The sequence below is a fragment of the Caballeronia sordidicola genome, from assembly GCF_002220365.1.
GTDB classification, from domain to species: Bacteria; Pseudomonadota; Gammaproteobacteria; order Burkholderiales; family Burkholderiaceae; genus Caballeronia; species Caballeronia sordidicola_C.
The window spans coordinates 44,880-64,057 of the sequence record NZ_MTHB01000050.1 but is presented as its reverse complement, the minus strand read 5'-3'; the positions used below and the strand labels follow the sequence as shown (position 1 = coordinate 64,057).

10 protein-coding genes are annotated in these 19,178 nt (G+C 61.8%); 2 read left to right on the top strand and 8 right to left on the bottom strand.

Features of this window, described 5'->3' with window-relative positions:
- Both BSU04_RS09580 and BSU04_RS09575 read right to left on the bottom strand, forming a co-directional pair.
- Nucleotides 1-290 (bottom strand): transposase (locus BSU04_RS09580; protein ID WP_179258265.1); only part of this gene is annotated, 290 nt, incomplete at its 3' end.
- 259 nt (nt 291-549) lie between these two features.
- Nucleotides 550-891, bottom strand: coding sequence for an FKBP-type peptidyl-prolyl cis-trans isomerase (locus BSU04_RS09575; RefSeq protein WP_031362420.1), 342 nt, complete (start codon nt 889-891; stop codon nt 550-552).
- A 254-nt stretch (nt 892-1,145) separates the two neighbouring features.
- On the opposite strand from BSU04_RS09575, the gene BSU04_RS09570 reads away from it, so the two are divergent.
- Both BSU04_RS09570 and BSU04_RS09565 read left to right on the top strand, forming a co-directional pair.
- On the top strand, nt 1,146-2,318 hold the full coding sequence (locus BSU04_RS09570; RefSeq protein WP_306427179.1) for a sensor histidine kinase: 1,173 nt from the start codon (nt 1,146-1,148) through the stop codon (nt 2,316-2,318).
- A gap of 61 nt (nt 2,319-2,379) precedes the next feature.
- Nucleotides 2,380-3,786 (top strand): hemolysin family protein, encoded by a 1,407-nt coding sequence (locus BSU04_RS09565; protein WP_089160400.1) that lies wholly within the window; start codon nt 2,380-2,382, stop codon nt 3,784-3,786.
- A gap of 30 nt (nt 3,787-3,816) precedes the next feature.
- Here BSU04_RS09565 and treY read toward each other — a convergent pair whose 3' ends face one another.
- The 6 genes from treY to treS form a co-directional block, all read right to left on the bottom strand.
- Nucleotides 3,817-6,735: a malto-oligosyltrehalose synthase gene (gene treY / locus BSU04_RS09560; protein WP_089160399.1), complete on the bottom strand. Its 2,919-nt coding sequence runs from the start codon at nt 6,733-6,735 to the stop codon at nt 3,817-3,819.
- Between the two features lie 4 nt (nt 6,736-6,739).
- Complete coding sequence (malQ, locus tag BSU04_RS09555; protein ID WP_256982369.1) at nt 6,740-8,965, bottom strand: 4-alpha-glucanotransferase; 2,226 nt, start codon at nt 8,963-8,965, stop codon at nt 6,740-6,742.
- Complete coding sequence (gene treZ / locus BSU04_RS09550; RefSeq protein WP_089160398.1) at nt 8,962-10,839, bottom strand: malto-oligosyltrehalose trehalohydrolase; 1,878 nt, start codon at nt 10,837-10,839, stop codon at nt 8,962-8,964. The genes malQ and treZ overlap by 4 nt, the downstream gene beginning before the upstream one ends.
- Before the next feature lie 102 nt (nt 10,840-10,941).
- Nucleotides 10,942-13,209, bottom strand: coding sequence for a glycogen debranching protein GlgX (gene glgX / locus BSU04_RS09545; protein WP_089160397.1), 2,268 nt, complete (start codon nt 13,207-13,209; stop codon nt 10,942-10,944).
- A 327-nt stretch (nt 13,210-13,536) separates the two neighbouring features.
- Nucleotides 13,537-15,753: a 1,4-alpha-glucan branching protein GlgB gene (glgB, locus tag BSU04_RS09540; RefSeq protein WP_089160396.1), complete on the bottom strand. Its 2,217-nt coding sequence runs from the start codon at nt 15,751-15,753 to the stop codon at nt 13,537-13,539.
- Nucleotides 15,746-19,135, bottom strand: a complete 3,390-nt coding sequence (gene treS, locus BSU04_RS09535) for a maltose alpha-D-glucosyltransferase (protein WP_179258264.1) — start codon at nt 19,133-19,135, stop codon at nt 15,746-15,748. The genes glgB and treS overlap by 8 nt, the downstream gene beginning before the upstream one ends.
- Nucleotides 19,136-19,178: the final 43 nt, after the last annotated feature.

The window sequence follows — 19,178 nt, the reverse complement described above, 5'->3', positions numbered from 1 at the left end:
CGCGGGATATCGAGCGGTAATTCGCCAAACTCGCCCTGCAACGTCTTGGCGCTGTGGCCATTGCGCGTGTTGCCCGTGGCATTGGTTACCGTTTCGCTTTTGCCGTGACCCAAATGCTCTGACAGCTCCGTTTCCAGAGCCCGCTCGACCAACATCTTGGTAAGCTGCTTGAGCAGGCCATTCTCGCCAATCAAATCCTCAGGCTTCTGGTAGTTCGCCAACAGGCTGTCCGCCAGTTTCACCAACTCAGGATCGGGTTTCACTCGTTTGTTGCGCTTCACTACGGTCATCGTTGCTCCTGGATGCTGGCAGTCTCCTGCCAAATGACCGTTTACACAAAACTAATTACACCCTCAGGTGCCAGGTTCCAGGGTTAGTGGTCGGGGTCACGCCACGCGCAGTGGCTAATAGTGCTAAAGAGAAAATCCGACTCATGCAGACCGCTAACTTAAACAGCAGCAACCCGGCACTGACCCTGACCACTAACCCCAAACCACCAGAACTCCGCCCAAACCTCGATCAAGTGCGAACGGAATCCCGGTGCGAACCTTAAACTTCCAGTAATTCCACTTCAAACACCAAGGTCGCATTCGGCGGAATCACACCACCGGCGCCGCGCACGCCATAACCGAGTTGCGGCGGAATGGTCAGCTTGCGCTTGCCGCCGACTTTCATACCCTGCACGCCCTCGTCCCATCCCTTGATGACCATGCCGCCGCCAAGTACAAAAGCGAACGGATCATTGCGGTCGTGGCTGGAATCGAACTTCTGGCCGTCCGTGAGCCAGCCCGTGTAATGCACGCTCACCGACTTGCCGGCAACGGCATCAGCGCCTTCACCCACCGTCAAATCTTCATACTTGAGCCCTGAGTCGGTCGTCACGATCGCCATAAAACACTCCTTGTAAAAGCCGGCACCGCCAGCTGGATCTAAAACCGGTATTGTAGGGCTTTCGGGTGGCATCGTTACACCCGGCAAAGCGCGCACGAGGTTTGCTACACGCCTTGACCAATATCTCGTAAATGAAGAGGAAGGGGCGGCCAGCCCCAAGCGGAAAGCCCGGAAGCCCTCTCCTATAATGGCCAATCATCTCGATAACACCGGGCAAGATACTCGGATTCATCAACGCTCAAGGATCTCCTATCGTGACAACGTCTTTTTCCGGCACGGTCGACTCGGGGCGCGCTCCCCGTCCTGAAGCGCCGGTCGCGGGCACGGACGGCGTGCTCGTCCTGGATACCGCGCAGCGCTGTCTGTCCGCCGATACCGTTTTTGCACATCTGTTCGACCTCGACGCGAGCACATTCGCAGGGCGCGCTCTCGCCGATACCGCCTTACCCAAACCCCTGATCGCCGTGCTCGCCGAGGTTGCCGACGCCGCCCTTGCCGCCGGCAGCGTCCGGCGCGCGAAGGTATGCATCGACGAGAGCGAGGGAGCGCGGTCGAGATCACGTTCGATCGCGATCCTCGCGCTGCCCGGCAGCACCGGCCGGGCTGACACCGTGTCGCTGATCGTTTCGCCTTGCAGCCCTGGCGTGCCGGGGCTATCGGAGCAAACCAGGCCGGCGCAAGCCGATATCAATGAGCGTACCGCGCATCTGCGTGCCGAAGCAGCGTTGTTCATGCGCGATCACGTGCTCGGGGTTGTGTCGCACGATCTGCGCGGTCCGCTGAACGCCATCCATAGCTGGGGTTACGTGCTCGAGCGGAAAGTCGATACCGCCGATGCCTCCGCCCAACGCGCACTCGGCGGGATTCGTTCCGGCGTGGAACAGCAGGTAAAGATGATCGAGCAATTCATCGATACCACCCGCGCGGAAACCAAGACGCTGGCGCTCGACCGTTCGCCACTCGCACTGCGGCACCTGATGGAGCAGAGTGCATTGGAGGCACGCGCGAGTCTGGCGAGCGCGCGGCAGGTGACGCTGCACGTTGAATCCGCGTTGGTCGAAGAGCAGATCAGCGCCGACGGCGAACGTCTTACCCAGGCGCTCTGGCTGATGCTTGCGTTCGCCACCGAGGCGAGCGCGGCGGGATCGAAGGTGGTGTTGAACGGCCTGCTGGAAGGTGGTGCGTTCAGCGCGGTCGCCACGTTCACGGCATCGCAGAAAGCGCTTCTGGATCCTGACCTTCCTCACGTGCTTGAAGCGTTTGCCCGCAATCAGGCAACGTTGCCACGGGAAGCGGCACGCATCGCGTGGGTGCTTGCCCTGTGCAAACGCGTGGCGCAAGCGCACGGCGGCACATTCGAACACGACGATCTCGCCGATGGCGCCACCGTTGCGCTCAGGTTTCGCGTGCCGTTGAGCGCCACCTGATTTAACTTTCGGTCAGCTTGCACCTCTATACTGGCGGTTTCATTTTGCGGAGCAGGTTGCTTTGAATCAGGTTGTAGCGCTAATTGGTGCCTTGTTGCTCGTCGCGTTGAACGGGTTTTTCGTCGCGGCCGAGTTTGGACTCGTCAAGCTGCGCGCCACGCGCGTTCAGGCAATAGCACGGTCGAACGGGTTGCCGGGCCGTTTGCTCGCCAAGGTTCACGGCAAGCTCGACGCCTATTTGTCCGCATGTCAGCTCGGCATCACGTTGGCGTCGCTCGGGCTTGGCTGGCTGGGCGAACCGGCATTCGCGCAATTGCTGCATCCGTTGTTCGCGCTGATCGGTATCGAATCGGTCAAGCTGATCGATGCCGTCTCGCTGTTTTTCGCGTTCTCCTGCATTTCATTCCTGCATATTGTGGTCGGTGAGCTCGCGCCGAAATCGTGGGCAATTCGACGCGCTGAACAAGTCGGCCTGTGGGTCGCCATGCCGCTCTACGGTTTTTATTGGGCAATGTACCCGTTCATCTGGGTGCTGAATTCAAGCGCGAATTTCGTGTTGCGATTGTTCGGGCTCGGAACGGGCCACGGTGGCGACGCCCACTATTCCACCGACGAACTCAAGTTGATCCTGCGTGGCCGGCGCCTGAGCGGGGCATCGACGGCTGCGTTGCCGGACGCAATCGGGGCGGGGCCTGCAGGATCTGCCTATAACGCGGATGAGTGGAACACCATCGCACATTCGCTCGATTTCAGCCGCATGACGGTCTCGGACCTGATGCGCCCGAACCACGAAATGGTCGGCCTGCGCAACGACGTGCCCATGCGCGACAACATGCAGGTGATCGCGCGCCACCGTTTCAGCCGCTATCCCCTTTTCGCCGACGCCTCCAGCGAACACGTGCTCGGCATGATTCACCTGAAGGACTTGCTGCTCGCACGCAATGGCGCCGGGCGCGGTTTGCTGCAAGGCCTGACCCGGCAGGACACGGAGCAGGATGAACTGGCCAAGCATGTGCGGCCGGTGCAGTACGTGGCGGGCAATCTGTCGGCGCTTGAACTGTTCCGCCGCTTTCGCAAGGGCGCGCCGCACTTCGCGCTGGTTGGACGCAAGGGGCAAAAGCCGATCGGCTTCCTGACGCTCGACAATCTGCTGGGCGCGCTGGTCGGCCAGATTCACGACGAGTTCCGTCAAGGCGACGCGGACTGGTCGCGCATGGACGACGGCACGCTGATGGGTAAAGGCAGCTTGCCGGTGGTGTCCCTTGAACGGGCATTGGGGATTGATATCGACGAGGGGCAGGCAGAATCGGTCGGTGGGCTCGTGATCAACGCGCTGGGTGATCTGCCGAGCGAAGGCCAGCGGATCGGCTTCGATCGCTTCGATATCGTAGTGAAGAAGATGAACGGGCCGCGCATCGTGCTAGTACGCGTGTATCCGCATGAAGAGGTGGCGCAGGAAGCGGAGTGATGTTTGCTCCGCCTTCGGACCTTGAGCCAATTAAACCCGCGGCACCCCTTCCTCCATCAGCAATGCCACAGGCATCGAAGCCAGCGCGTCGCGCATGAACAAGCGTTGCCCGTCCGACTTTGGCGCATTCGGGCTCAGCCAGTCGAACAATGCACGCGAGGCCAGCGCGTCCGGCAACACGACTGCCGTATCGCCCCAATGCGCTGCATCCACCAAAGGCAGGCCGGTGTCGTATTCAGCGAGCAACGAGTCGGCCAGCCGTGTCGCGATCACCACCGCGTACGCGCTGCCCGCATGCCGCGCAAACGCAATCACGCTGTCCGCATGCGCCCCTTCCACCTTCAGCGGAACATAAGCGCCCTTCTCGAATAGCGAGTGCGCGTGCGTGCGCAACGCCAGTGCGCGCCGCACAATACCCAGCTTCACCCGGCCATCGCGCCAGTTCTTCAATTGCTCCGATGGCGCACCTTCGGCGTCGCCCTCACCCAACCACGCGTGCCGTTGCTCGAAGTCAACAGGACGCCGGTTATCGGGATCGACCAGACTGAAATCCCATAGTTCGGTTCCCTGATAAAGATCCGGCACGCCCGGCGAGGTCAGTCGCAACAACGTCTGCTGGAAACTATTGATCGCGCCGGTCCGGGCGACCCGCTCCACGAATGCCGGTAGCTCGCCGAGAAAACCATCGCGGCGCTGCGGCGCGAGGATATCGAAGAGAAAATCGCGGCATGCATTCTCGTACGCCTCATCGGGCGCGAACCAGCTCGTGCGCAATTTGGCTTCACGCAGCGCCTTCAACTGCCACGCGCTCACGCGTTCGGCGAGTTCTTTCACGCCGTCGTGATCGTCGGGGGAGAGCGTCGGCGGCCAGCAGCCAACCAGCGTCTGATACAGCATGGCTTCGGCGCCCGCGCCCGGCGCCCAGTCGTGTTCATCGCCGTTCAGCACCCGCCGATGCGGTGTGTTCAACGTCGACCAGCTTCGCAACGTTGCTGCCCATTCATCGGGAATCTCGCTCAAACCCGCAATCCGCGCGCGCACGTCTTCGCCGCGTTTATGATCGTGCGTCGCGGTGTTGAGCATTGCGTTCGGAAAGCGTTTGGCGCGATCGAGATTGCCTGCGTGGAACGCGTCGACCGACAACGAAAACTCGCCCGGATCGGCGCCTACTTCGTTGCGCGAGATCAGCCGGCCGTATCGATAACACGCGGTGTCTTCAATCGCCTTGGCGGCCACCGGCGAAGTTAGTTGGGAGAACAGAGTTTGTGCGTTGCGTCGATGTGAACCGCTAGAGTTCGAGCCCGCGCTGTTCGCCTGCAGATTTTGGTTGGGCACGCCGGCGGACTGACGATCGCGATCCCGGCCGCGATCGAGCTGGCGCTCGCGTTCACGCGGTTTTTCTTCTACGGCTTCGTCACCGCCCGGACCGCCGAGCCACTGCGCGACCTGATCGAGGATGACAAAATCGGCGGGCGCCAACTTGGCCTTGGCGCCCTTATAAGCCTGCGAGAAAAAGCGCTCATCTTCTTCGCTGCGCTGACCGCCGACGGGGTAGATCCGGTACACGGGGAAGTGCACCACGAGCTCAGCCACGACCCGCCGCAACGATGAATACGTGAAGTCGCGAGTGATGGGGGTGTCCCGCGCGATCCGGTGCAACGCTCGCGCGACGCGGTCTAATTCGGCGGACAAGTTCTCGGCCAGGATCTTGCGCCGCGCGGTTTCGGCTTCGACGGCAAAGTCCGCTGGACGTCCAGACAATTCCGCCCAGCTTTTTGCGAGCGGTTCGGCGCCGCGCGGATCGTGCAGCAACGCGCCGACGTCGTTCATGAAGTCGTAGCCGGTGGTGCCGTCGATGCGCCAGTCGTCACGCACGGGTTCGCCGCGCGCCAGGATTTTTTCGACGACGAAATACGTGCGGTCCTGCTTCAGATTCTCCGGCCGATGTTCCGCAAGTTCTTCAAGCCGGCCACGCAAGCGCTGGCAATACTCACGCGGTTCGGCGAGGCCATCGACGTGGTCGATTCGCACGCCGTCGATCAGCCCTTCGGTGAAGAGTCTGAAAATCAGCGCATGCGATGCCTCGAATACTTCGGGGCGCTCGACGCGCATGCCACCGAGCGTGCTGACGTCGAAGAAACGCCGCCAGTTCACTTCGTCGGCGGCGGTGCGCCACCAGGCGAGCCGGTAATGCTGACGCTCCAGTAGCCGATGCAAACGGTCGCGGCCGACGGGGTTGTCGCCGGAATGCGCTTGTACGGCGGCATCAATAGCTGGCTTGCCTTCGGCCGTCGCTGCGTACTCTTTCAAAGCCGCCCGCGCTTCGTCGGCGCGCGGCTGGTCGCCGGGTTGAGTGGACAGCCCCGTGAAGCGCTGCGCCATCTCGGGCGCGTGGTCCTGCAACACCGACGTGAAGTCGAGCGGACTCACCGGGAACGTGTGCGCGTAGTACTCGATCTTGAAGCGGCCTTGGTCGGCGTCGAATACGAGCTTGATCTTGCCGCCCTGCAATTCCTCGCCGTACGCCGCGCCCAGGAACGGCGCGAGCACTTTGCCGCGTAGCGCGGGGTCAGGCGAATGCCAGTCGATATCGAAATAGCGTGCATGCGCCGCGTGACGTCCCCATTCGAGGATATCCATCCACCAGAGGTTTTCCGACCCGCCTACGCCCATGTGATTAGGCACCACGTCCACGATCACGCCCATCTGATGCGCGCGCAGCTTTTCGACGAAACGCTTCAAACCTTCCTCACCGCCGAGCTCCGGATTGACACGGGTGTAGTCGACCGTGTCGTAGCCGTGCGTCGAGCCGCTGGTCGCGGTCGTGATCGGCGATAAATACGCGTGGCTGATTCCGAGCGCCGCCATGTAGTCGACCTGGCGCGCTGCGTCGTCGAAAGTGAAATCCTTGTGAAGCTGCAGCCGGAGCGTCGAGCGTGGAACGGTCATGGTCTCAGTCTGTGGGTGAAGCGTTGTGCGTGGCCGCCTTCGTCCGGACGGATTTTTTCCGGGCCTGGTCGACCGCGAGCAGGCGGTCGACGAATGAATCGTCGTCGAAGAGTTCGGATACGGGTACAGCCAGCCGCCGGCGCCAGTTCGGATGCTCGTCGATGGAACCGGGCAGGTTCGGCATCTCGGCGAGCGCGAGCAAATCTTCCAGCGGGTAAATTGCGAGCGGCGCGGGCGTGGACGCCACGAACGCGAGCGCTTCGTCTACCGGCGCGGTTTGCGGGGAGATATCGGCGGGTACCGAAACATCGGGCGCGGCGACACCGGCTTCCTGAAAGGCAGACCACAGCAATTTGCGATCCTCGCCGCGTTCGGTCTGGGCGATTTCGACGGGATCTTGTCCGTCGGCTCGCGCGGCCGTTTGCCCGATTTTCGCGCGCCACACAATGTCTTCGCCGATCCACCAGCCGGTGACTGTCGGCAGGTCATGCGTGGTGGTGGTCGCGGCCACGTCTTTATCCCAGTCGGCGGGCGCCTTGAAGCCCGGGCCTTTTTCCGCGCGCTCGAACCAGAGCACACGGATGCCGAGCAGGCCATGCTCCTGCAAGCGTTCGCGGAAGCCGGGTGGAACCGTGCCAAGATCCTCGCCGATTACGATGGCTTTATGCCGCCACGACTCGAGCGCGATCAGCCGCAACAGGTCGTCGAGCGGATAACGCAGGTACGCGCCGTTCTTCGCGCTTTCGCCATCGGGCACGAGCCAGAGACGCCGCAAGCCGAGAATGTGATCGATACGAATGCCGCCCGCGAGCGTGAACGCGGCGCGCAGCATATCGATGAACGCCGAGAATCCTTGGGTGCGCATCGCGCGCGGGGAAAACGTGGTGAGGCCCCACGATTGCCCGGCCTGGTTGAACAGGTCGGGCGGCGCGCCGACGGACACGCCTTGCAGCATTTCATCGCGATACGACCATGCATGGCTGCCTGCACTGTCGCAGCCCACGGCCAAATCTGCGATCAAGCCGATCGCCATGCCCGAGTCGCGGGCGACATGCTGAGCATGCGACAAGCCCTTGGCCGCGAGCCATTGCGCGAAGAGGAAAAAATCGATCTCGTTCTTGTGCGCAGCGGCGAATTCCGCGACGGCCGCGCTGCGCGGATCGCGTAGTTCACCGGCCCAGTTGCGCCAGTGGCCTTCGTTGGCCTCTATCAATTGCGCTGCCTGCAGCGCCTCGAAGCGGGCGTGATCTTCCAGCGCACGCCCGCCGCGTTTTACGAAGCGGGCGAAGTCCTTGTGCAACACGTCGTTGTCATGTGCGTGGAACTGCGCGAACAACGCGCGCAGCACGGCCAGTTTCGCCGTCACCACGCGCGGCCAGTCGATCAACTGCAGCGCTTCGAGTTCAGCGAATTCATCGGCGACACCGGCTGCTTTGATTGCCGCTTGCGCCGCTTCTGCACCCAGCACCGCTGCCGGATCGATGTGCGCGATGTTGAGGAACAGTCGCGATGAAGGCGAGTACGGGCTGAATTTGTTCGGCTCTGCGCTGAACATGGCGTGCATCGGGCTGATAGCGATTGCATGGCTGCCGCGCTGCGCGCTTTCTGACGCAAGCGTCGCGAGCGCGGAGAAGTCGCCCACACCGCCGTCGCCCAAGCGCCGCAAACCATAGACCTGCGCGGCCACGCCCCACATCGGCGGGGTCGCCTGCGGGGTAGCCTGCGGGCTGGGCCGGAGCGCGTGCCAGGCGTCGTCGACGGTGTAGCAGCGCGGCGGCGCCACCGCGAGCGTTGTGCGCTGCTCATTGATCACGAGCGTGTGGTAGCCCGGCTCGGAGATTGGTGAAAGCAGCGCGGTTTCCCCTTTCGGCGACGTAAACCTCCCGTCGATGACCGCGCCGCTTTCCAGTTCGATCCTATACCGTGCGCCAGATTTCACCGCCGCCATCGGCAGCGAGATGCCGCGATCGACCTCCGCGGTCATCAACGGCGGCAGCTTGCGCCCGGACAATTCCGCATCGAGCGTCGCCGCGCTCTGCTTGAGTTGCGTGGCATTGTCGCAGGGCAGGCCGAGGCGTTCCAGCAGCACTTTCAGCGTCTCTTCCGGCACGCGCTGGATCTGCTTGTGCGCGTCCTGCCACTCGACCTCGAAACCGGCCTTGGCGGCGAGCGCCTCGATAGCGCTGGGAGTTTTATCCGGCGTAGCCGGGGTATTGATGGTCGTGCTCACGAGGTTTTCCCCGAAGCTTTGACGCGGCGGGCGTCATGATTAAACGCGGCATCGGCGAAATCGCCAGTCAGCCACGCGATAAAAGTCTCTGCGCCCAACTCGCCGCGATCCGCGGCGTCGCGGGCGCGAGCCGGCGTTTCGAATACGACCTTGCCTGGCGGGTGGCCGGTGAGTGGAACGGCTTGCTTGCCCAGATTGAGCGCGACGGAATAGGTGCTGCCATCGCCGAGACGCCAGTTCGCCAGCACCGCTTTCTCTCCGATCACCTTGGCGCCGAGCGCCTTCGCATTCCTCAGATGGGGCATCAACAGCTTCGTGCGCACTGCCAGCGCCGAGCGATAGAAGTGCAGCCAGTCGTTGTGATCGGCGGGTTGCGTGCTCTCATCGGGCGACGACATTCTGAACGTCTCGATGGCGTTGGGATCGGGAATCTGGGCGCGGCGCTTTTCGTCGGTGAAGGCCGAGAATTTCGCAAATTCTCGGCGACGTCCTTCGCGCACGGCGTCGGCAAGTTCGTCGTGATAGTCGGTGAAGAACAGGAATGGCTGCGTGGAACCGTACTGCTCTTCCATGAACAGCATCGGGATTTGCGGTGAGAGGAGCATCAGGCCGGTTGCGGCGTAGAGCGCGTCTTCGCTGCACAACGAGCGCAAGCGGTCACCCATTGCACGGTTGCCGACCTGATCGTGATTCTGCAAAAACATCACGAAAGCCGTGGGCGGCAAGTCGGCGCTCGGCTCGCCGCGCGGCTTGCCGTCGTGGATGGGCGAGGGCTCGCCTTGATACACGAAGCCCTCGCTCAGCACACGGGCGAGCTTCTGGATCGGCTGGTCACTGTACGCGCTGTAATAACTTTCGTCCTCGCCGGTCAGCAGGACATGCAGCGTGTTGTGCGAGTCGTCGCTCCATTGCGCGTTGAAATGCGATTCGAGCAGGTTCGATGTGTTGTGTTCGTTCTCCAGCACCAGATGCACATGCCGCTGCGGTTCCACCGACGAACGCACGCGATCCGACAGTTCGCGCAACCATTCGTCGTCATTGATCGCGTGGACGGCATCGAGGCGCAGGCCATCGAAGCGATATTCCTTCAGCCAGTACAGCGCGTTGTCGAAGAAGAAGTCGCGCACTTGCGGACGTTCGAAATCGATCGCCGGACCCCACGGCGTATCCACGCCTTCGCGGAAAAACGACTTGGCGTAGGCGCTCAGATAGTTGCCGTCGGGTCCGAAATGGTTATAGACCACGTCGAGGAAGACCATCAGCCCGAGGCCATGCGCCGTGTCGATGAGTGTCTTCAGTTCATCGGGCGTGCCGTACGCCGAATCGGGCGCATAGGGCAGCACGCCGTCGTAACCCCAGTTGCGGCTGCCGCTGAAGTCGTTGAGCGGCATCAGTTCGATCGCCGTCACGCCAAGATGCGCGAATTCCTTCAGGCGGCGCGTCACGCCGGCATAACCGCCCATCGCGCCGACGTGCACTTCGTAAAGCACGGTTTCTTCCCACGGCCGGCCATGCCAGTTCGTGTTTTCCCATCGATAGGCCCGCGGGTCGATCACTTCGCTTGGACCATGGACGTCGTCGGGCTGGAAGCGGGAGGCAGGATCGGGCACCGCCAGATCCGCGTTGATCCGATACCGGTAGCGGGTACCCGCGCCGCCAACGGCCAGCGCTTCGAACCAGCCGTCGCCGGTGGGGGTCATGTCAGTGCGTGTGGAGGCCGCACTCTCTTCGTTAGGGTAGAGCTCCAGTTGCACGGCTTTCAGTGAAGGCGCCCAGAAGCGATAACGCGTGTGTCCGGCATCTGTGAGATGAGCGCCGAAGGGCAGGCAATAGGCATGGTGACGCTTGTGCGGATCGATTGGGGTTTCGGACATGATGTGTGTGCCTTCAGTGCGCTTGGTCAGTTACTTGGCTTGGAGCCTGCCCGGTGTTTTTGCATGACGTCTTCGAACCGTCATTGAACCGTCTTCGAGCCGTTAATTTTCCTCCTTTGCGGGCGGCGCGTGCTCGGGCACGAGCACGAGCACCTTCCAGGGTTCCGCTGTCCGTCGCGCTCCGATTGTGCCCGGGTCCGGCGGCAACGCCGTCAAGAGGCGCGGCCCCTCGTGGGCGCCCGCCATCCATACGGCCTGCCAGTCGGCGTCCCCGGTCGGCTGTGCGAGCAGCACTGCCACGCTGTGCGCCTGAACTTCCATTTCCCCGCCAATCAGGGGGCACTGCAGCGAGTCGGGCACGGCGCTATCCATGAGCACATTCCATTCCAAGTGCGGTGCGGGCGCGGAGAAGTTCAGTGCCTCCGACGATCCGTTCATCATGATCAGGATGACATCGACTTCCCCGTTCAGACCGGGCCCCGCGCGACGCAGTGTCAGCGCGCGCCCTTTGGGGTCCTGCCACGCGTCGATAGTCAGCGCCGCGCCGCGTTCGTCGAACCAGCTGACGTCGTAGAGACCTGGCAACACTTCACGATCGCCGTGGAGAAAGCGCATTTCCCGCAACAGCGGGTAGTTTTTGCGCAGCGCGATGACGCGGGCGACGAAGTCTGTCATCGTGCGGCCGGCGGGCGAATCCGCCTGGGTCCAGTCGATCCACGAAATCTCGTTGTCCTGGCAATACGCGTTGTTGTTGCCGTGTTGCGTGCGGCCGAATTCGTCGCCGGCGAGCAGCATGGGCGTGCCGAGCGACAGCAGGTTTGTCGCGATTAGTGCGCGTGCCACGCGAGCGCGGGTTTCGAGGATATCGGGGTCTTCGGTCGGGCCCTCCTCGCCCCAGTTCGAGCTGCAATTTTCGTTGTGGCCGTCGTTGTTGCCTTCCTGGTTCGCGTCGTTGTGTTTCTGCTCGTAGGACGTCACGTCTGCGACCGTGAAACCGTCATGCGAGGCGACAAAATTCACCGATGCCCAGGGCTTGCGCATGCGCCGGTGAAACAGCTCGGCGGAGCCGGTGAGACGCGCAGCGAGATCGGGTCGCACGCCGGCATCGCCGCGCCAGAAGCGGCGTATTCCGTCACGGAATTTATCGTTCCATTCGGCGAATCCCGGCGGGTGATTGCCGACCTGATAGCCGTCCGGGCCGATATCCCAGGGTTCGGAAATCATCTTGCGCGTGTTGAGGATCGGGTCCTGGCGGATGGCGTCGAAGAAACCGGAGCCCGGGTCGAAGCCGTGGCCTTCGCGGCCTAGCGTCACGCCGAGATCGAAGCGGAAGCCATCGATGTTGAAGGCCGTCGCCCAGTATCGCAACGAGTCCATGACCATCTGCAGGACACGCGGATGCGACAGATTCACCGTATTGCCGCAACCGGTCTCGTTGATATAGCGGCGTTCATCGCCGGGAATCAGGCGGTAGTAGCTGGCGTTGTCGAGGCCGCGCCATGACACGGTTGGCCCGAGTTCGTTGCCTTCGCAGGTGTGGTTGTAGACCACGTCGAGAATCACTTCGATACCTGCTGCGTGAAGCCGGCGCACGGCGATGCGCATCTCGTTCAGCCGGTTGGTCGACAAGTACGACGGTTCCGGCGCGAAAAACCCTGCGGTGTTGTAGCCCCAGTAATTCTTGAGGCCGCGTTCGACTAGGAAGCGGTCGTTGAGAAACGCGTGTACGGGCAGGAATTCGACAGCGGTGATGCCCAGCTTCTGCAAGTGTTCGATGAACCACGGCGACGACAGTGCTGCGAACGATCCGCGTTCGTGCTGGCGAATGTCTTGGCGCAGCATGGAGGTGCCGCGTACGTGCGTTTCGTAGATGACGGTTTCGCCCCAGGGGACGTTCGGGCGTGTGTCGCGGGACCAGTCGAATGCGTCGTCGGTGACGACGCATTTGGGGGTGGCGGGGGCTGAATCGCGTCGGTCCATCGACAGGTCTAGCCGGTTCGAATGCACCCGATAGCCGAACAGTGCGTCGGACCAGCGCCATTGGCCGACGAGTTTTTTCGCGTAGGGGTCGAGGAGCAGTTTGTGGGGATTGAAGCGATGGCCCTGATGGGGCGCGTAGGGGCCGTGGGCACGGAAACCGTAGACCGTGCCGGGGTGGGCGCCGGGGAGGTAGCCGTGCCAGATTTCATCGGTGCATTCCGGCAGTTCGAAGCGGGCGAGCTCCTTGCGGCCGGTGGTATCGAAGAGACAGACTTCGATTTTTTGTGCATTCGCTGAGAACACTGCAAAGTTGACGCCTAAACCGTCCCAGTTGGCTCCGAGCGGGTAAGCCGCGCCCGGGAGTAACTTGTCGGGAAATGAATTAGCCATAGGGTTTCCGTTCGCACTCGGGTTTTGGGGTTTGGGGGAGTGGTTGCTGGCGCTCGGTGGTCGGGGGTTGGGTGTTTTAGGGGTTAGCGGTCGGTCGATGTTGGGGTGCGAGGTTGTGGCGTTAGCGGTCGGAGTTGATGCCGGGTTGCCAGGGTCTTGCGTTTGCGGTCTGAGTCAATGCCGGGTTGCTGCTTTCAGCTAAGGCCGAAAGCAGCCAACTGGCACTGGCCCCGACCGCTAACCCCAAAATCCTCGACGCCTACCACCCCGCCCCCAACATCAACCGGCCCGCCAACCCCCAAACCAAGTGCGAACGAATCCACTCAACTAATCGGCCCTCAAAACGATGGTCGCCAACGGCGGTAAAGTCAGAGCAGCGGACCACTCCCGCCCATGACTCGAAACATTCTCGGCGTGAATCACGCCCCCATTCCCCATATTCGATCCGCCATACACCGACGCATCCGAATTCACAATCTCACTCCACTTCCCGCCCTTCGGCAATCCAACCCTATACCCCAGCCGCGGCACCGGCGTCATATTCGAAATCACCACGCACTCACGTCCCGCACCATCCGTACGCCGGAACGCAAACACACTATTGACCGCGTCATCGCCGATCAACCAGTCAAACCCGTGAGGATCGCTATCAAGCTTGTACAGCGCCGGCTCCTCTGCATACACCCGGTTCAAATCGCGAACGAGCTTCTGCAAGCCACCATGAAACGCATCGTCAAGCAAATGCCAGTGCGGCGACGCATCGTGATTGAACTCGCCAAACTGACCAAACTCACCGCCCATGAACAACAATTTCTTGCCCGGATGCGTCCACATGAATCCCAGATACGCACGCAGATTCGCAAACTTCTGCCAATGATCTCCCGGCATCTTCCCAATCAACGAACCCTTTCCATGAACCACCTCATCATGTGAAAGCGGCAACAAAAATCGCTCGGAATACGCATACACCATCCCAAACGTAAACATGTTGTGGTGGTACTTTCGATTGACCGGATCCTCTTCCATGTAATGCAACGTGTCATGCATCCAGCCCATGTTCCACTTGAAATCGAAACCAAGCCCACCATCCTCCAGCGAAGCCGTGACACCCGGCCACGCAGTCGACTCCTCAGCAATCGTGATCGCACCAGGAATCTGACGGACTTCGTGGTTCAGGCGCTTGAGGAATGCTATCGACTCCAGATTCTCGCGGCCGCCATACATGTTCGGCACCCACTCGCCCGCCTTGCGCGAATAGTCCCGGTACAACATGGAAGCCACCGCATCCACCCGCAATCCATCGACGTGATAACGCTTCAACCAAGCCAGCCCCGACGCCACGAGGAACGCGCTAACCTCGTTACGGCCGAGGTTATAAATCATCGTGTTCCAGTCCTGGTGGTACCCCTCTCGCGGATCCGCATGCTCATAGAGCGGCGTGCCGTCGAACTCGATCAAGCCATGAGCGTCGTTAGGAAAATGCGCCGGCACCCAGTCGAGAATGATCCCCAACTCCGCTTCATGCGCGCGGTTCACGAACTCGGCAAATTGCTCAGGCGTCCCAAACCGCGCCGATGGTGCAAATTGCCCCAGCGGCTGATAGCCCCACGAGCCGCCAAATGGATGCTCCGCAATCGGCATGAACTCCAGGTGCGTGAACCCCATGCTCTTTGCATAGGGAATCAAACGCTCGGCAAGCTCGTGCCAGTTCAAACCGCGGTTGCCTTCCTCCGGCACCCGCAGCCACGATTCCGCATGCACCTCGTACACCGAAATCGGCGCATTCACGGTCTGCCTCGGTCCGCGTGAGTTCATCCATTCACTGTCGGTCCACGCATATCCATCGATGGCCTCAGCATCCGCCACCACCGAAGCTGTCGCCGGCGGCCGCTCGCTCTGCATCGCGCACGGATCGGCCTTCAACGGCAACGTATGGCCGTCGCGCGTGACAATCTCGTATTTGTAGCGCGTGCCCGCGCCAAGTCCCGGCACGAACAGTTCCCAGACGCCGGCGCCATGGCGCAGACGCATGGGATGCCGTCGTCCGTCCCACGCATTGAAGTCACCCACCACCGAGACGCGCCGCGCATTCGGCGCCCATACCGCAAAGCGCGCGCCGGCCACGCCGCCATGCACGACCGGCCGCGATCCCAGGCACTCCATCACCGCATACGGATCCCCGCCGGAAATTCGGTTCAACGCTTCATCGTCTAATACGGGGCCGAACGAATAGGTATCGGCGACTTCTTGCGGCGTGCCTTGCCAATCGATATTGAGCCGATACGCCTGCATCTCATCGATAAACCCAATGAACAACCCCGCCGGATGAACCTGCGTCAGCGTGCCAAGCGGCTTGCTGCTGTCGCGCTCGAGCACCTGCACGCCGGTTGCGCCGGGCAACAGCACGCGGACCACGGGGCCAGCGTCGGTCTGGTGGAGACCGAGCTTCGAAAACGGATCGGGATGACGAGCTTCGACGAGCGCGTCGATATCGAGCGGGTGCAGACCTTCGGTCAGCACCCTGTCGTCTGTGCGCTTATTCATGTTCGTTTCCATCAGATGTGTCCTTGAGTGCGGCGTCCACAGGTCGCGAGCCGGGAGCGGCCGGTGCGCCCGTATCGCCAAGCAGGCGGCTCGCAAGCGACGCGAGGCCACGCAACGGCAAACCGATCCAGGTCGGACGATTCGCCGCTTCATAGCGGATTTCGTAGGCGGCCTTCTCGATCAGGAAAAGATCGAGCAGGGCGGCAAAGGTGGCTTCGTCACCGGCAAGCGGCTGCGGCGAAGCCGCCACCGCCGCGTGATATTCGAGCAGGAAACCTTCCTCGCCGTGACTGCGCAGGCGCTCGAACAGCGCGCGCCTGCGATCGGCGGTTGCCTGAGGTGCGTTGCCGGTCGTCGGTTGCGCAGCGGCGCTGGCATACGACAGGGAACGCAATAAGCCGGCCACGTCCCGCAACGGACTCGATTTCTTGCGTCGTTCCGCAAGCGGCCGCGCGGGTTCGCCCTCGAAGTCGATCAGGAAAGCGTCACCCTGCGCCATCAGCACCTGCCCAAGGTGGAAGTCGCCGTGAATACGGATGCGCAATGCGTTGGCGTTTTCAGGCACGAGCTTTTGCACGGCGGCGAGCAGCAAATCACGGCGATCGAGCAAGCTCTGCGCCATCTCGCGGTCATGCTCGCTGAACTCCAGGAGCTTCGCTGCCAGAATATCGAGCGCCGTGACAAGCAGCGTGTGCGTGCCATCGTTCCACCCGCGCACGTCTTTCTTCGATGCTTTCTCAGGCGCAAAAGCAGGATCATCCGAAGCTTGGGCGAGCGCAACATGCAGTTCGCCCAGCCGTCGTCCGATGATTCCCGTGACCTTCCGGTACCCCTCGATGCCGAGCATTTCCTTCTCGCGGTCCATCGCGTGGTCGTCGGTATCCACGGTCAGCGCGAGTTCGTCCACGGTGCGGCGCAGGTAGTCGAGCGCGTAGTTCCACGCATCGCCCTGGTTGTCGATAAATCCTTGCAAGATGCACAGCGTATGCGGCACGCCTTCCGGGTCCACGCGCACCACTTCACCGAACAGCGGTCCCGTATTCTGATAGCCGAGCTTCGTCAGGTGCCGGCTCATTTCGGCTTCCGGATGAATCCCGCCGACCAGCCTGCGCACCAGTTTCAGCACGATCTGATCGCCGATCACAAGCGAACTGTTGCTTTGCTCTGCCGCCAGCCAGCGAATTTCCGGCGGGGGTTCCCCAGGCCTGAAATTGGCGGCAAGCGCGTCGAGCCGTTCGGTCGGAATAAAGCGGATCTCGCTCTTCTGCACCGTGGGAACGACTGCCCGCTGCAAGAGCTTTTTCAGCACGCCGTAGGTGAAGTTCGGAACAGCGAAGGCGTCGGTGATATGGCCGATATTACGAACCTGGCGCACCCGTGCGAGCGCGAGCTGCATATAGAGCGGCGAGGTCGTCTCAGTGCCCCATGCAATGGTGAGCGGCAGAACGTAGCGTTCGACGTGATCGCCGAGATCGGCCTCGATCTCCGTGAACGCAAAGCCCGCTTCCGGAATGGTCGTCAATGCGGCGAGGCGCACGCCTTTCAACGTCTGATCCTTCGATGCAAACCAGCGCCGCTTGCTCAAATAAGAAGGCAGCACTTCCGATTCAAGCAAACGCACGTTTTCCGGTGTCGGGCCGGTCTGACCGGCCCGAATCACCATCGTCACGAATTCGGGCAACTGCTCGGACGGCGCCTGGCTCCATGCCGGACGCTGGTTGCCCGGGCACAACTGGAACCACAGGAAACCGTACGGCGGGAACGTCAGCAAATAGGTGAGCTGGCCGATCGGCGGGAACGGGGAATCCGCGGTCATTTCCAGCGGCACCGACCCGGCGTACTCGGACAAATCGAGCTCCACGGCCTGCGGCGCCCGCGACAGATTCGCCACGCACAGGATCGGCGGCTCGCCCTCGACCTCGCGCAAATACGCAAGGATCTTGCGGTTGTTCGGACGCAGGAAACGGATGGCGCCTCGGCCGAACGCCTGTTTCCCGCGCCGCACTGTGAGCATCTTGCGGGTCCAGTTGAGCAGCGAGTGCGGATCGCGGCTTTGCGATTCAACGTTCACGGCGTCATATCCGTAGAGTGAACCCATGACTGGCGGCAGCACGAGTTGCTCTGGATCGGCGCGCGAGAACCCGCCGTTTCTATCCGATGACCACTGCATCGGCGTACGCACGCCGTCGCGATCGCCCAAGTGAATATTGTCGCCCATGCCGAGCTCATCTCCGTAGTAGATCACGGGCGTGCCGGGCATGGACAGCAGCAGCGAATTGATCAGTTCAATCCGGCGCCGGTCGCGTTCCATCAACGGCGCAAGGCGTCGGCGAATGCCGAGATTCAGCCGTGCGCGCCGATCGCTCGCGTACGTGTTCCACAAATAATCGCGCTCGGAATCCGTGACCATTTCCAGCGTGAGTTCGTCGTGATTGCGCAGGAAAATCGCCCACTGGTTGGTCGGCGCGAGATCCGGCGTCTGCCGCATGATGTCCGTGATCGGGAAGCGGTCCTCGCTCGCAATCGACATATAGATGCGCGGCATCAGCGGGAAGTGGAAGGCCATATGGCATTCGTCTTCGTCGCCGAAATACTCTTTCACGTCTTCCGGCCATTGGTTCGCTTCGGCCAGCAGCATGCGGTTCGGATACTCCGCATCGATAGTCGCGCGGATCTTCTTCAAGATCGCGTGCGTTTCGGGCAGGTTCTCGTTGTTCGTGCCTTCGCGCTCGACCAGGTAAGGCACCGCATCCAGCCGCAAGCCGTCGATCCCCATGTCGAGCCAGAAGCGCATCACCTGCAGCACTTCCTTCAGCACGGCGGGGTTGTCGAAGTTCAGGTCCGGTTGATGGTTGAAGAAGCGGTGCCAGTAATACTGGCCGGCGACCGGATCATGCGTCCAATTGGACGGCTCCGAGTCGATGAAAATAATCCGCGTGTCTTCGTACTTCTTGTCGGTGTCGGACCAGACGTAGTAGTTGCGATGATTCGAGCCTGGCTTTGCGAGGCGCGCGCGCTGGAACCACGGGTGCTGGTCGGACGTATGGTTGATAACGAGTTCGGTAATCACACGAATGCCGCGCGCGTGCGCTTCCTGAATGAAACGCTTGACGTCGGCGAGCGTGCCGTAATCGGGATGCACGTTGCGGTAATCGGCGATGTCGTAACCGTCGTCACGCCGTGGCGATGGATAGAACGGCAGCAGCCAGATCGTATCCACGCCGAGTTCGGAGATGTAATCGAGCTTCGCGAGCAGGCCGGGGAAGTCGCCGATGCCGTCGTTGTTCGCGTCGAAGAAGGACTTGATGTGGATCTGATAAATGATCGCGTCTTTGTACCAAAGCGGATCGTTGCTGAGAGTCGAGTTCTTGTTACGCTTCACGTGTCGCTCCTTGAGCCGCGACGGTGGTTTGTCCCGGTTGTAT